This is a genomic window from Protofrankia symbiont of Coriaria myrtifolia, from assembly GCF_900634755.1.
GTDB classification, from domain to species: domain Bacteria; phylum Actinomycetota; class Actinomycetes; order Frankiales; family Frankiaceae; genus Protofrankia; species Protofrankia coriariae.
In genome coordinates, this window is record NZ_CAAAFS010000293.1 from 1 (window position 1) to 14,415 (window position 14,415).

The following is a 14,415-nucleotide window of genomic DNA, read 5'->3' on the forward strand; positions in this document are numbered from 1 at the left end:
CCCCGAGACCCCGCCGCCGCTCGCCGCCGCCACGACCGCTCCCCGCCCGCTGCACGCCCTTCCCGGCCTGCTCACCGCGGCGATCACCACCCAGCGCCGGATCACCCCGGCGGCCCGCCTGGCCGCGGTGGAGGCGCTGGCCGCGCACGCCCGGGCCGGGGAGCTGCTGCCGCCGCTGGACCATCCGGACCTCACGCCGGCCGTGGCCGCCGCCGCCGCCCGCGCCCTGACCGAGACCGGGTAACCGACGTCCGCCGCGGCCGCCGGACACGCGCCGACGATACGTGCCGGCCACGCGCCGGCGATCCGGTCACCGAACGGGTGCCGGCAGGGAGTTCCAGACCTGGGTGAGCCGGCTGAGGGTGGCGGCGCCCGTTGCCGGCAGGAGGTCGCTGACGCCGTCCGCCCGCAGCCCGTTGGCGGGGACGAACGGGGCGCCCTCGGCTCCCAGGCCCGAGCGGAACGCCTGGCTGACCAGCCACGTCTGCGAGTCCGGCTCACGCAGGAAACGCAGGAAACCCGCGGCGGCCGCACGCCGCCCCGCCGCGGTGCCCGCCGGATACAGCGGCAGGTACGGATAGTCGGACACGGGTGTTCCGTCCGCGGGGTAGACGGCGGTCAGCGGGACGGCCGGCCCGCCCTGGTTGTGCCGCCAGACCTCCTGTTCGCTCATGACGAACATCGGCCCGGCGCCCGCCCGCGCCCCGCCGACCCGTGAGCGCAACTTCCGCAGGACGTTCACCACCGATGGCTGGTCCACCGCGGCGGCGGGCAGATAGTCCTCCTGGCCGAGGCCGCGGGCGGCGCCCGTCCAGGCGATGAGCGCCTGGAGCGCGGAGGTGGACCGGGCCGGGTCGGCCATCTCCACGCGCACCGGGCCCCACCTCGGCTGCCCGAGGGCGCTCCAGCCCTGGTCCGCGCTCAGCACGCGCAGCACGTCGGCCCAGGTGGGTGGGTGCTCCGCCCAGTGCAGGGCGTCGACCATGGGGGCGGGCAGCGCGAGGACCAGCGGCGAGTAGGCCAGCGGCGGCCCGGTAGGCGCGGCGGTACCACCGGCTTCGCCGTCCGGCCGAACGGTCGCCGACCCGCTGCTGCCGAACAGGCGTGACCACAGCGAGCTGTCGGGAATCCACACGTCCGGACGGTCCCCGTACCGTGCGGTGTCCCACCCACCGGCCAGGGCCTCGACCACGGCCGCGGGCTCCTGTGCCTGGACCCGGATGGCCGTGCACCCCCGGCCCGGGCCGTCTGTGTAGCGGGCGGCCAGGGTGGAGACGGCGTCGGCGATGTCGGTGGCCGCGACCACGAGCAGCTGATCCGCCGGGCACGTCACGCCGACCGGTGTCTGTCGCAGGTTGCCCACCAGCAGAGCGCCCAGAGCCGCCAGCGCGGTGAGCAGCGGGACGGTCAGTATCCGATACGAAAGCCGACCAGCCCACTGATGGGCGTGCTGACGAGCGTGGCGGGCCTGGTCGGGATGCATCTCGTGAGTACGGATCCCATGAGTACGGTGAACGGATCGGACGCGGTGGGATGATGTGCGCCGCATGCCGCGAACAATAACGACATCGCCGACCGGCCCCGCGCCGGCCGCCTGTGTCCCACCGCCCTTCGTCCGCGTTCACTTCCAATTCGCCGGCCGTCCACACGGAGCACGATGTCACGTTTCCGGGCCACTGCGACCATCCGCATTCGCGTGTTCCAGATACACGAGAATGCAGGTCGGGGGGCGGACGTGTTCACAACGCGGTGCACGCGGCCACGACGGGTGGCGCACGGCCGGTCCTCGCCCGGTCCGCGGCTGACACCCGGGCGGCTGGTGCCACGGGTGGTGGCCGTCCGGCTGCTCGTCACCGTGTTCTGCCTGACTCTGGCGGCCTGTACGGCGCAGAGACCGGACCGTGCCGCCGGGACAAGCCCGGATCCGCAGTGTGCCGCGGGTAAGCTGACCGGCGCGGGCGCCACCTTCCAGCAGAACCTGCAGGCCCGGTGGATCAGTGACTTCACCATCCGCTGCCATGACGCCCATGTGACGTACGAGTCCATCGGATCGGGCGCGGGTATTCAACGCTTCATCGACGGCAGCGTGGACTTCGCCGGTTCCGACGCCATTCTGACAGAACAGGAACAACAGGCCGCCAACAAACGCTGTACCCCACCGGTCGGAGCCGGATCGGCCCCGACCGGGCAGGCTTTACACATTCCCGCCGTCGGCGGTGCCCTCGTGTTCATCTACAACCTGCCGGGTGTGTACTCCCTGCGGCTGTCGCCGGCGACGGCCGCGGGAATCTTCCAGGGCGGGATAACCACCTGGAACGACCCGCGGATAGCGGCGGACAACCCTGGCGGCGCCCTGCCCGCCCTACCGGTGCGTCCCGTACACCGCGAGGACTCCTCCGGATCGACCGATGTCTTCTCCCGGTACCTCAGCGCGGCGGCGGGAGCGTCCTGGCGCCTTGGGATCGGCAAGGAGCTGCCCTGGCCGGGCGGTTCCGCTGCCGCCACAGGCTCGGCCGCGGTGACGGCCAGCGTCATACACAACCCGGGCAGCATCACCTACGTGGAACTGTCCTTCGCCGCTGAGCAGGGGCTGCCGACGGCGGCGCTGCGGACCACGTCCGGCACATATGTCACGGCCAACGGCACCAGCGTCGCCGCGGCGCTGAGCTCGGCCGGCGCGGCAGCGGGACAGTCCGACCGCGGGGACCTGCGGCTCCCGATCGACTACACGCCGGACGACCCGCTCGCCTACCCGGCATCCGCGGTCACGTACACGATCGTCTGCGCGCGGGGGAACGGCAACGCCGAACTCCTGCGCAGCTACCTCGCCTACACCCTCGCCCAGGGGCAGCTGAGCACCCGGACGATCGGCTACGCTCCCCTGCCCGACCCGACCGTCTCCGTGGCCCGGCGGCTCGCGGCGAGTCTCGGCTGACGGGACCCGGCCGGGTCAGTAGCCCAGTTCGACGAGCGGCCGCAGCACAGGCCGGGCCGCCGCATCAGGATCGTCCCCCACCTCGGGCGGGAACACGCCGCCAGGCCACAGGGTCGCGAAACAAGTCACCTCCGCCCGGGACGCCGCGCCCACCGGTCGGGGTCGGCGCCGCCGAGCCAGCGGTCGATGTCGGAGCGCCACCAGACCCGGGTACCACCCCAGGTCGCGGTACGGTTCACCACCGCGGCCGGGGCGGGCGCACGCGGATCGGTCCGAAGCCGATGGTCGACGGCCTGACGGGTCACGCCCAGCGCGGCAGCGATGTCGGACGAACCCACGAGCTGCGGTGAATCGCACACGGAAACGGACGATAACCGCCGGACGGCCCGTGTGACAGAGCCCCGGGGGGAAGCCAGGACCACGGCCAGCCTACGGAGCGTCAAACCGGGGCGTCCCAGAAGCCGCCCCAGCTCGGCAGAGCCGTGTCGAACGAGCGCAGCGGCTGCTCGGCCCAGATGGTCTTGCCCCTGGGCGTGTACCTGGCGCCCCACCGCTGGGTGAACTGCGCCACCAGGAACAGCCCCCGACCGCCCTCGTCGGTGGTGCGGGAGTGCCGCAGGCGCGGCGAGGTGCTGCTGCCGTCGGAGACCTCACAGATCAGCGTGCGGTCCCGGATGAGACGCAGCCGGATCGGTTCGGTGGCGTAGCGGATCGCGTTCGTGACCAGTTCGCTGACGACGAGCTCGGTGGTGAGCACCTCCTCGCCGCACCCCCAGGCGACCAGCTGCCGGGCCGTGTGGGCACGGGCGAGCGCCACCACGGCCGGGTCCAGGGGCAGGTCCCAGGATGCGACCCGTTCCGCCCGCAGGGCGTGGGTGCGCGCAAGCAGGAAGGCGACGTCGTCCTCGGGGCGGTCGGGCAGCAGCTCCTTGATCACCCCGTCCCGGATCTCCTCCAGCGGGCGGTCCGCGCCGCCCAGCGCCATGCACAGCCGCCTGAGCCCGGCGTCGACGTCGTTGCCTCGGCCCTCGACCAGCCCGTCGGTATACAGGGCCAGCAGGCTGCCCTCCGCCAGTTCCAGCTCGGCGGACTCGAACGGCAGGCCGCCAAGGCCCAGCGGCGGGCCCGCCGGCAGGTCGAGGAAGTCCACCGTCCCACCGGGGCTGACGACCGCGGGCGGGGGATGGCCGGCCCTCGCCAGCGTGCAGCGCCGGCTGACCGGGTCGTACACCGCGAAGACGCAGGTGGCCCCCAGCACGGCGGTACTGATGTTGCCCGCGGCGCTCTCCTCCTCGTCGGCGAGCCGGATGACCAGATCATCCAGGTGCGCCAGCAGCTCGTCGGGGGGAAGATCGAGACCGGCCAGGGTGTGCACGGCGGTGCGCAACCGCCCCATGGTCGCCGCCGCGTGCAGCCCGTGGCCCACGACATCCCCGACGACCAGGCCCACCCGGGCACCCGACAACGGGATCACGTCGAACCAGTCCCCGCCCACGCCCGCGCTCTCGTCCGCGGGCCGGTAGTGCGACGCCACCTCCACGGCGGTCTGCCCGGGCAGGCTGTGCGGCAGCAGGCTGCGCTGCAGGGTCAGGGCCGCGGCGTGTTCCCGGGTGTAACGGCGGGCGTTGTCGACCCACACCGCGGCCCGGGAGGCGAACTCCTGCGCGATGAGCAGGTCGTCCTCGTCGAACGGATCCGGACGCACCCGCCGGACGAACGTGGCCACTCCCATGACAACACCCCGGGTCCGGATCGGAACCACCATCAGCGACCGGAAGCCGAACCGGCGGATCTTCGCCAGCCGGGGCCTGTCCAGCACGATCCACGGGTTCGTCGCGGCATCCAGCACCGGTTCCAGCACGGGCCTGCCGTCGGTCAGACAGCGGGCGGCGGGGAACGACGGCTGGACGACGTCCCCGGTCCTCGCGACCGACTCCGGGCATCCCGGGAGCACCGACTGTTGCCCCGCCCGCCGGATCCGGGACCTGCCGGTGACGGGCTGCGCCGGTTCCTCACCCCGCAGGACCGACTCCAGCAGATCGACGACGACGAAGTCGGCGAGGCGCGGCACCGCCACGTCCGCCAGGTCCTGGGTGATACGCATGACGTCGAGGCTGCTGCCGATCCGCGCGCTGGCGTCGTTGAGCAGAGCCAGCCGCTGCTGCGCCCGCCAGCGGTCGGTGACGTCGACGACGATGTAGCACACCCCCATGACCCGCCCGGCCGAGTCGTCCAGCCGGAAGAAGGAGGTGGAGTAGGCGTGCTCCCGATGGGGGTCGGCGACCGTCCGGCCGTGGTACTCGAAATTCATGATTGGCACTCCGGTCCGGAGCACCTCGCGCATCCGTTCCTCGATCTGCTCGGTGGGCAGGCCCGGCATCAGCTCACTCAGTCGCCGGCCGAGGCGGGCGTTGCGCGACACGCCGCCGGAACGCGCCAGCGCGTCGTTCAGCCACCTGTACCGCAGCTCCTCGTCCAGCAGGGCCATGCCGATCGGCGACTGGGCGAGCATGCCGCCCAGCATCAGCTGGTCCACCATCCACCAGGGCATCTGCGCGTCGTCGGAGGCGAGCACGAGCCAGCTCACGCCGTCGTCCGGGCCGAACATCGGACAGACCCGCGCGTAGAGGTTCATGCGGTGACCGTCCGCGTGCACGGTGGGCAGCCGCCCGCCCCAGCCGCCGTCGGCCCGGCACCGCTCGGCCTCGGCACGTACCGCCGTGCCGTCCACCGACCGGTGCAGCAGCGCGGTGGCCGGACGGCCGAGCACGTCCGCGGCGGCACGGCCGACCATCCGCTCGGCGGCCCGGCTCCACCGGACCACCGTGCCCAGCCGGTCGAGGACCACGCTGGCCACCGGCAGCGGCCCGAACGGATCGCCGCGGACAGTGACATCCGTCGCCCCGGGTGTCTCGGATACGTCCATCGCCGGACGTCCTACCCAGGCCGCCCCGCCTTATCTGCTCCCGCTGTGCGGGATAGTAGGTCATGACACCGGGAATGCCGGGGGGCGGCGGACGGCCGGCCTTCCGGCCGATGCTCGCGCCCCCTTGCCCACTCTCCGTACTCTGTTGGACGCTGTCTTCTGATGCCTCCGCTCGCTGAGCTGGCCGAACGCCTGCCCGATCTGATGGTTCGTGACCAGCGCCGCCTGCAACGCCGCGTCGACGGCGCGCGCAGGATACGCAACCCCCAGGCCCGCGCGGCGGTGGCCGCCGAGATCGCCGCCGACGTCGAGGCGGCGACGCTGCGCGTACAACGGCGGCTGGCGGCCGTGCCGCCGATCACCTATCCCCCGGACCTGCCGGTCAGCCAGCGCAGGGACGACATCCGCGCCGCGATCCGCGACCACCAGGTGGTGATCCTCGCCGGTGAGACCGGCTCCGGCAAGACAACGCAGCTGCCGAAGATCTGCCTGGAGCTCGGCCGGGGAGTACGCGGGCTGATCGGTCACACCCAGCCACGGCGCCTGGCCGCCCGCGCGGTCGCCGAACGCGTCGCCGAGGAGCTCGACGGCCCGGACGCCCGGCCGGGCGCGACCGTCGGCTACAAGGTGCGGTTCACCGACGAGGTCGGTGACAACAGCCTGATCAAACTGATGACGGACGGCATCCTGCTGGCCGAGATCCAGACCGACCGGCTGCTCTCCCAGTACGACACGCTGATCGTCGACGAGGCCCACGAACGCAGCCTCAACATCGACTTCATCCTGGGCTACCTGCGGCAGCTCCTGCCGCGCCGGCCCGACCTGAAGGTCGTCATCACCTCGGCGACGATCGACCCGCAGCGTTTCGCCCGCCACTTCGGGGACGCGCCGGTGATCGAGGTCACCGGCCGCACCTTCCCGGTGGAGGTCCGCTACCGGCCGCTGGTCGTGCCGGCCGGCATCGACGCCGGCGCCAGCCCCGGCACCGGCGACGGCGACGGCCCGGGTGCGATGATCGAGCGTGATCTGCCGGAAGCGATCACCTCCGCCGTGGACGAACTGTGCGCGGCCGGGCCCGGCGACATCCTGGTCTTTCTCAGCGGCGAACGGGAGATCCGGGACACCGCCGACGTCCTGGCGAAGAGGCAGCTGCCGAACACCGAGATCGTGCCGTTGTACGCGCGGCTGTCAGCCGCCGAACAGCACCGGGTGTTCCAGCCCCACTCCGGACGCCGGATCGTGCTCGCCACCAACGTCGCGGAGACGTCGCTGACCGTCCCGGGCATCAGGTACGTCGTCGACCCGGGCCTGGCCCGCGTCTCCCGCTACAGCAACCGGACGAAGGTGCAGCGGCTGCCGATCGAGGCGATCTCGCAGGCGTCCGCGAACCAGCGCAGGGGGCGCTGCGGGCGGGTCGCCGACGGGATCTGCATCCGGCTGTACTCCGAGGACGACTTCGACGCGCGCCCACGGTTCACCGACCCGGAGATCCTGCGTACCAACCTCGCCTCCGTCATCCTGCAGATGACCGCGCTGGGGCTGGGTGACATGGCGGACTTTCCCTTCATCGACCCGCCCGACTCGCGCAGCATCTCCGACGGTGTGCTCCTGCTACGGGAGCTCGGCGCCGTCGAGACGGCGAGCGCACCGGAACAATCGGGAAAGCCGGCGGCGCCGGACCGGGCCGGTGCGCGGATGCGGCTGACCCCGCTGGGGCGCAAACTGGCGCAGATTCCCCTCGACCCCCGGCTGGCCCGCATGGTGCTGGCGGCCGGCGACAACGGGTGCGTCCGCGAGGTCATGGTCATCGCGTCCGCGCTGTCCATCCAAGATCCGCGGGAGCGTCCCGTCGACGCGCAGCAGGCCGCCGCGGAGAAACACGGCCGCTTCACCGACCGGCAGTCCGACTTCCTCGCCTACCTCAACATGTGGGAATACCTGCGGGAACAGCAGGAGCAGCTGTCCGGCAACCAGTTCCGCAGGCTGTGCCGGGCCGACTTCCTGAACTACCTGCGGGTACGGGAGTGGCAGGACGTCCACGGCCAGCTGCGCCAGATCGTGAAAAGCCTCGGAATACCCGTCGGCAGCACCCCGGCCGACCCGCAGAACATCCACCTGGCGCTGCTCGCCGGCCTGCTGTCCCACATCGGTGTCAGGGACGCCGACAAGCAGGAGTACCAGGGGGCGCGGGGCTCCCGGTTCGCGGTCTTCCCGGGCTCCGCGCTGTTCCGGAAGCCGCCGCGCTGGCTGGTGGCCGCCGAACTCGTCGAGACGTCCCGGCTGTGGGCGCGGACCGTCGCGCGCATCGAACCGGAATGGGCCGAGGCACTCGCGCCGCACCTGGTGAAACGCACCTACAGCGAACCGCACTGGGAGAAGAAACAGGCCGCCGTGGTCGCCTTCGAGAAGGTGACCCTGTACGGGCTGCCGCTGGTGACCTCCCGCCGGGTGAACTACTCCGCGATCGACCCCGCCCTGTGCCGGGACCTGTTCATCCGCCACGCCCTGGTGGAGGGCGACTGGCAGACGCACCACGCGTTCTTCCACGACAACCGCAGGCTGCTCGACGACGTCGAGGAGCTTGAGCACCGGGCGCGCCGGCGCGACATCGTCGTCGACGACGACACCCTGTTCGACTTCTACGACCAGCGGCTCCCCGCCGACGTCGTCTCCGGCCGCCATTTCGACAGCTGGTGGAAGAAGGCCCGCCGCTCCCAGCCGGACCTGCTGGCGTTCTCCGCGTCCATGCTCGTCAGGGCCGGCGCGGACGGCGTCGACGAACGCGACTACCCCGACGCCTGGCGGCACGGGGAGCTCACGCTGGCGCTGTCCTACCAGTTCGCGCCCGGCACGGACGCCGACGGGGTGACCGTGCGCATCCCGCTGCCGCTGCTCAACCAGGTGAGCGCCGACGGTTTCGACTGGCAGGTGCCGGGCCTGCGGGCGGAGCTGGTGACCGCGCTGATCCGCTCGCTGCCCAAGCAGATCCGGCGCAGCTTCGTGCCGGCACCGGACTACGCCGCGCGGGTGCTGGCGGCGGTGACCCCGGCGGACGGGCCGCTGCTCGCCGTGCTGGAACGCGAACTCGACCGTCTCACCGGTGTGGCGGTGCCGCGGGAGTCCTGGCAGCTCGACCGGGTAGCCGACCATCTCAAGATCACATTTCGGGTGGTGGACGAGGAGCAGCGCACCCTCGCCGAAGGCAAGGACCTGGCCGCGCTCGTCGACCAGCTGGCCCCGACGATGCGCGCGGCGGTCTGCGCCGTGGCCGACGGCGTCGAGCGCGACGGCCTGCGAACCTGGGACTTCGACGCGCTCCCGCAGCTCGTGGAACGGCAGCATCCCGGCCCCGGCCGGCCGGCGCGGGCATACCCCGCGCTGCTGGACCAGGGGCGCAGCGTGGCGATCCGCGTGTTCGCCACCGAGGCCGAGGCACGCCAGGCCATGTGGCTGGGCACGCGGCGCCTGCTGCTGCTGAACATGCCGTCCCCGATCAAACAGATCAACGCGCGGCTGAGCAACACCGCCAAGCTGACGCTGAGCCATCATCCGTACCACGGCGTCGTCGAGCTGCTCGACGACTGCGTCGCCTGCGCCGCCGACAAGCTGATCGCGGCCGGCGGCGGGCCCGGGTGGGACGCCGACGGGTTCGCCAAACTGCGGGGCATCGTCCAGGCCGACCTGGACGAGACCGCGTTCGACGTGGTGACGAAGGTTGAGCGCATCCTCGCCACGGCGCACACCGTCTCCGGGCAGCTGGCCGACTGGCAGGCACGCGTGCAACCACAGCCGCAGCCGGGACGGTCGCGGGAGCCCGCCCGGCGGGCGGGGGCGAACGCCGGCCTCGCCGCGCTGGCACCGGCGCTGGACGACATCCGCTCCCAGCTCTCGGGGCTGGTCTATCCGGGTTTCGTCAGCGCCACCGGCTGGCAGCGGCTGCCCGACATCGCCCGCTACCTGGCCGCGATCGAACGGCGGCTGGAGAAGCTCCCGTCCGACCCGGACCGCGACCGGCAGCGCATGCTGCAGGTCGAGCAGGTGACGCTGGAGCACCAGCGGCTGCTCGACCGGACACCGCCGGACGGCCCGCACGGCGAGGAACTCCAGCGGATCCGCTGGATGATCGAGGAACTGCGCGTCGGCCTGTTCGCCCAGACCCTGCGCACCGCCTACCCGATATCAGCCGAACGCATCTTCCGCGCCCTGGACCAGCTACCCCTCTGAGCAGGAATTACCGTCCCTTCCGATCGGTTGGGTGCAGATGCGGTGGGGGCTGTGTCGCAACGGAGAGTCGATCTCACGAGGAGAGTGGGGCACGTGTCGCTTCGCCCTTTCGGACGCACCGGAGTCCAGGTCAGTCCGCTGACACTCGGGGCCATGATGTTCGGCGCCTGGGGCAATCCCGACCATGACGAGAGCATCGCGATCATTCACCGCGCGCTCGACGCGGGCATCAACGTCATCGACACCGCGGACGTCTACTCGCAGGGCGAGTCCGAGGAGATCGTCGGCAGGGCCCTCGCCGGTGGCCGCCGCGACGAGGTGGTGCTCGCGACGAAGTTCCACGGGGTGATGAGTGACCGGCCCAACCACCGCGGCAACTCCCGGCGGTGGATCGCCCTCGAGGTCGAGAACAGCCTGCGCCGGCTGCGGACCGACTGGATCGACCTCTACCAGGTCCACCGCCCCGAACCGGGCACCGACTTCGACGAGACCCTCGGCGCTCTCAGCGACCTCGTCCACCAGGGAAAGATCCGCTATATCGGGACGTCGACCTTCGAGCCGTCGGACATCGTCGAGGGGCAGTGGATCGCCGAGCGCCGCGGGCGTGAGCGCGTCGTGTCCGAGCAGCCGCCCTACTCGATCCTGGCCCGGGGCATCGAGCGGGAGGTCCTGCCGGTAGCGCAACGCTACGGCCTGGCGGTGATCCCGTGGAGCCCGCTGGCCGGCGGGTGGCTGTCCGGCCGCTACCGCAAGGGCGTCGAAACGCCGGTGTCGCACCGCAGCACCCGCGTCCCGGGCCGGTTCGACCTGAGCCGGCCGGCGAACGTCGCCAAGCTCGAGGCGGTCGAGCAGCTGACCCTGCTGGCTCAGGAGGCCGGGCTGTCCCTGATCCACCTGGCTCTCGCCTTCGTCCTGGAGCATCCCGCCGTCACCTCGGCGATCATCGGCCCGCGGACCCTCGAACAGCTCGAGTCCCAGCTCGACGCCGCCAAGGTGACGCTCTCCCCGGACGTGCTGGACCGTATCGACGAGATCGTCCCGCCGGGTACGACGATCAACCCGGAGGACGCCGGCTACCAGCCGCCGTCCCTGACCAACCCCGCCGCACGCCGCCGCGGCAACGGCAACACGGCCCACTGACCGACCACTGGAATCCATCCCGTACCTCTCCGGGGCGCCACATGCGCTGGCATGTTGGCATATGTCGTAGCACATGCGGCGCCCCGGAAGACCCTGATGGATCGTGGTGTGGCGTCGATCTATCATTGATCAGGAACACAAGGTCGCAGGGAAACAACCCGAGCTGGGACAGCCCGACCTGGGAGATGATTTCGACGTGCGCACTGTGATCCTCGGCGAACGCCCGCATGTTCTCGACGAGTTCATCGCCCGACGCCAGGCACTCGGGCAGGACACCTTCGACGAAGTGTGGGACGGGGAATATCACGTGGCACCAGGACCATCCGCGGAACACGGCCGTGTCGACTACGAGCTGAACGCTCTGCTGCTCCCTCGCGCGCGCGCCGCCGGGCTGGTGGGCACGGGCCCGTTCAATCTCGGCCGCCACGACAACTACCGGGTCCCCGACGGCGGTCTGCACCGCGGGCGGCCCAGCGGGGTGTTTCTGCCCACCGCCGCCGTGGCCATCGAGGTCGTCTCTCCGGACGACGAGACCTACGCGAAGATCGATTTTTATGCCGCACACGGGGTGGACGAGCTGATCGTCGCCGACCCCCTGCACCGGACCGTGCGGATCTGGCAGCTCGTCGACGGCAAGTATGACGAGACCGGGCAGAGCGACCTGCTCCAGGTCAGCGCTGCGGAACTCATCGACGGCATCGACTGGCCCTGAGCCGGCGCCACTCTCCCCCGCCTCTCGCTGTTCTTCGTTCGGCCCTCTTGTGGTCATCTCTCCGTCAAAAAGTGATATCATTATGATAGCTTTCTGCCTGTCGATGGCAGCGGCGGCGACTACGGCGCACGAGGGGGAGCGGCCATGAGCACTGACGGGGTCACGTGGGAACCCGCGACGCGGGTCCAGGAGCGGTCCATGAACGGGAGGTCCGGCTGGGCCGCACTCGGTCTGAGCCTGGCGGTGGTGTTAGTGCTCGGACCCGGCGGCATCGCGGGCGGGGTGCTGCTGGTGACGGCGTTCACCGGCCCCGGCCTCGCCGGAGGCGTGGTGCTGATCGTGATCGGCGGTCTGCTCGTCCTCGGCGGCCTGGTGACGCTGTTCGGCCTGACCGCCGTCGCGCCCGGCCAGGCGCGCGTGGTGTCCCTGTTCGGCCGCTACACCGGGACGATCCGCACGACCGGCCTGCGCTGGGTGAACCCGTTTTCGAGACGCCGCAAGGTCTCGACCAGGATCCGCAACCACGAGACCGCGTCAGTCAAGGTCAACGACGCGGACGGCAACCCGATCGAGATCGCGGCCGTGGTGGTCTGGCAGGTGCGGGACACCGCACGGGCCGTCTACGAGGTGGACAGCTTCGTCAAGTTCGTCGACATCCAGGCCGAGACCGCGGTGCGGCACATCGCCACCAGCTACCCGTACGACAACCACGGCGACGCCGTCCTCTCGTTGCGGGACAACGCCGCCGAGATCACGGGCAGGCTCTCCGAGGAGATCGCCGCGCGGGTGGCGTCCGCCGGGGTGGGGATCGTCGAGTCGCGTATCACCCGCCTGGCCTACGCCCCCGAGATCGCCCATGCCATGCTGCGCCGCCAGCAGGCCGGTGCCGTGGTGGCCGCCCGCCAGCGGATCGTCGAAGGGGCGGTCGGCATGGTCGAACTCGCTCTCGCCCGGCTCGAGGCACAGGACGTCGTGACGCTGGACGACGAACGCAGGGCGACCATGGTGAGCAACCTGCTGGTCGTCCTGTGCAGCGAGCAGTCCACGCAGCCGGTGGTGAACACCGGCTCGCTCTACCACTGACAGACAGGTGACGGAGCGGAAGAAGGTCCTGCTGCGGCTGGATCCCGCCGTGCACGACGCGCTCGCCCGCTGGGCCTCCGCCGAACTGCGCAGCACCAACGCGCAGATCGAGTTCCTGCTGCGCCGGTCCCTGTCGGAGGCCGGACGGCTGCCCGGGAACGTCGAGCGTATGCCGCGCCGCGGACGCCCCCCGAAACCCGGCCCGGACACCGACGACAGCCCCGGCGTCGTCCGGCCCGAATCCCCCGACGACGTAACCGATGCCTGAAGCCAGCGAGGAAGGAGGCAGTGGTGAAACTCCCCGCTGAAATCCCGGCCCGCCGCCGGACGACCCGTGGCCGCGCCGACCGGCGTTCGCTATGATCGGCCTGCTCGCTGTGACCGGTCGATGCCCGGCGACAACGCCGACTGCCCGCGGCATGTCCGCCCACAGTATTACGGCCGGCGGACGGACGACCACTCGGCGAAACGTCGGCTCCAGAAACAGGGAACTGATTCCGACAACATGAACAGTGCAGGAGAGGAAAGCTGTGACGACGTGGTACACGGCTGATCTCCACTTCGGCCACACGAACATTCTGGCTTATGCCTCCCGCCCCTGGCCCGACGTCGAGGCGATGAACGCCGGCCTGGTGCGGCGGTGGAATGCCGTCGTGGCGCCCGAGGACACGGTGTGGGTACTCGGGGATGTCTCCCTGACACCGACGAAACTCGGCCCGGTCGCCGAACTGAACGGCCGCAAGATCCTCGTTGCGGGAAATCACGATGCCTGCTGGTCCGGGCACCGCCGGCACACCGGTCAGGTCCAGCGTTACATCGACGCGGGTTTCGCCCACGTCCATGCCGGCGGAGTCGTGCGGGACCACCGCGTCGGCGAGCATCTCGTCACGCTGGCGCACTTTCCGTACTACGGCGACCACACGGAGCAGGACCGCTATGCCGACCGCCGCCCCGAGAACGACGGCCGGCCGCTGCTGTGCGGGCACGTGCACGACGCCTGGCAGGTCAACGACCGGCAGATCAACGTAGGCGTGGACGTCTGGGACTGGACCCCCGTCCCGGCGGAGAACATCGTGCGTCTGCTCGACCAACTCGACGCCACGGCCCAGCCCACCCTCCGGTAGCGACGCCTTCCGGCTGCCGGGGGGCGTGTTCCGCGGGGCACGGGTCGAGGCAGGAAGCCGACCAGTCAGGCAGGCGGGGTCATGCCTGCCGACATGGCGTCGAAGGGCGGCACAGCGGCGGGCGTGGCCGGATGAGCGCCGGACAAGCGTCGAGGCGGAGCTCGCATCACGCTTTCCTGATCACGCGCCGTCATGGAAGCATCCTTCTTGATGTTCCAGAATCGCACATGTGGCTGCCGCGGATCCCCTCACCATAGGTCAATGGCGCTTA

The 14,415-nt window shown here is 71.1% G+C and carries 10 protein-coding genes and 1 pseudogene; 8 read left to right on the top strand and 3 right to left on the bottom strand.

What is annotated here, in order from left to right:
• Positions 1-244: pseudogene (locus CM1CMNOD_RS16390) on the top strand (malic enzyme-like protein); the annotation flags it as partial.
• A gap of 66 nt (positions 245-310) precedes the next feature.
• Here CM1CMNOD_RS16390 and CM1CMNOD_RS16395 read toward each other — a convergent pair.
• Positions 311-1,483, bottom strand: coding sequence for a substrate-binding domain-containing protein (locus tag CM1CMNOD_RS16395; protein WP_013874703.1), 1,173 nt, complete (start codon positions 1,481-1,483; stop codon positions 311-313).
• A 345-nt stretch (positions 1,484-1,828) separates the two neighbouring features.
• Here CM1CMNOD_RS16395 and pstS point away from each other — a divergent pair, with 345 nt between their 5' ends.
• On the top strand, positions 1,829-2,935 hold the full coding sequence (gene pstS, locus CM1CMNOD_RS16400; RefSeq protein WP_157491040.1) for a phosphate ABC transporter substrate-binding protein PstS: 1,107 nt from the start codon (positions 1,829-1,831) through the stop codon (positions 2,933-2,935).
• 125 nt (positions 2,936-3,060) lie between these two features.
• On the opposite strand, the gene CM1CMNOD_RS16405 is transcribed toward pstS, so the two are convergent.
• Complete coding sequence (locus CM1CMNOD_RS16405) at positions 3,061-3,294, bottom strand: hypothetical protein (protein WP_043603927.1); 234 nt, start codon at positions 3,292-3,294, stop codon at positions 3,061-3,063.
• 80 nt (positions 3,295-3,374) lie between these two features.
• Entirely contained in the window at positions 3,375-5,861 is a 2,487-nt protein-coding gene (locus CM1CMNOD_RS16410) for a SpoIIE family protein phosphatase (protein WP_013874706.1), read from the bottom strand.
• 162 nt (positions 5,862-6,023) lie between these two features.
• Between CM1CMNOD_RS16410 and hrpA the strand changes: the two genes are divergently transcribed.
• The 6 genes from hrpA to CM1CMNOD_RS16440 all read left to right on the top strand — a co-directional run bounded on the left by hrpA (position 6,024) and on the right by CM1CMNOD_RS16440 (position 14,144).
• Positions 6,024-10,085, top strand: a complete 4,062-nt coding sequence (hrpA, locus tag CM1CMNOD_RS16415; protein ID WP_013874707.1) for an ATP-dependent RNA helicase HrpA — start codon at positions 6,024-6,026, stop codon at positions 10,083-10,085.
• 93 nt (positions 10,086-10,178) lie between these two features.
• The gene (locus tag CM1CMNOD_RS16420; RefSeq protein ID WP_013874708.1) at positions 10,179-11,225 is read left to right on the top strand and encodes an aldo/keto reductase; all 1,047 of its coding nucleotides are present in this window, start codon (positions 10,179-10,181) and stop codon (positions 11,223-11,225) included.
• A 196-nt stretch (positions 11,226-11,421) separates the two neighbouring features.
• Positions 11,422-11,937, top strand: a complete 516-nt coding sequence (locus CM1CMNOD_RS16425; RefSeq protein ID WP_013874709.1) for a Uma2 family endonuclease — start codon at positions 11,422-11,424, stop codon at positions 11,935-11,937.
• 144 nt (positions 11,938-12,081) lie between these two features.
• The gene (locus tag CM1CMNOD_RS16430; protein ID WP_013874710.1) at positions 12,082-13,020 is read left to right on the top strand and encodes an SPFH domain-containing protein; all 939 of its coding nucleotides are present in this window, start codon (positions 12,082-12,084) and stop codon (positions 13,018-13,020) included.
• A 7-nt stretch (positions 13,021-13,027) separates the two neighbouring features.
• On the top strand, positions 13,028-13,288 hold the full coding sequence (locus tag CM1CMNOD_RS16435; RefSeq protein ID WP_013874711.1) for a hypothetical protein: 261 nt from the start codon (positions 13,028-13,030) through the stop codon (positions 13,286-13,288).
• Positions 13,289-13,550: 262 nt separating this feature from the next.
• Positions 13,551-14,144: a metallophosphoesterase family protein gene (locus CM1CMNOD_RS16440; protein ID WP_013874712.1), complete on the top strand. Its 594-nt coding sequence runs from the start codon at positions 13,551-13,553 to the stop codon at positions 14,142-14,144.
• Positions 14,145-14,415 lie beyond the last annotated feature (271 nt).

What these genes read in the sequence shown, in the direction of transcription:
- CM1CMNOD_RS16395 (WP_013874703.1), bottom strand. Translation starts at nt 1,483, where the DNA reads ATGCATCCCGACCAGGCCCGCCACGCTCGTCAGCACGCCCATCAGTGG.
- CM1CMNOD_RS16430 (WP_013874710.1), top strand. Translation starts at nt 12,082, where the DNA reads ATGAGCACTGACGGGGTCACGTGGGAACCCGCGACGCGGGTCCAGGAG.
- hrpA (WP_013874707.1), top strand. Translation starts at nt 6,024, where the DNA reads ATGCCTCCGCTCGCTGAGCTGGCCGAACGCCTGCCCGATCTGATGGTT.
- CM1CMNOD_RS16410 (WP_013874706.1), bottom strand. Translation starts at nt 5,861, where the DNA reads ATGGACGTATCCGAGACACCCGGGGCGACGGATGTCACTGTCCGCGGC.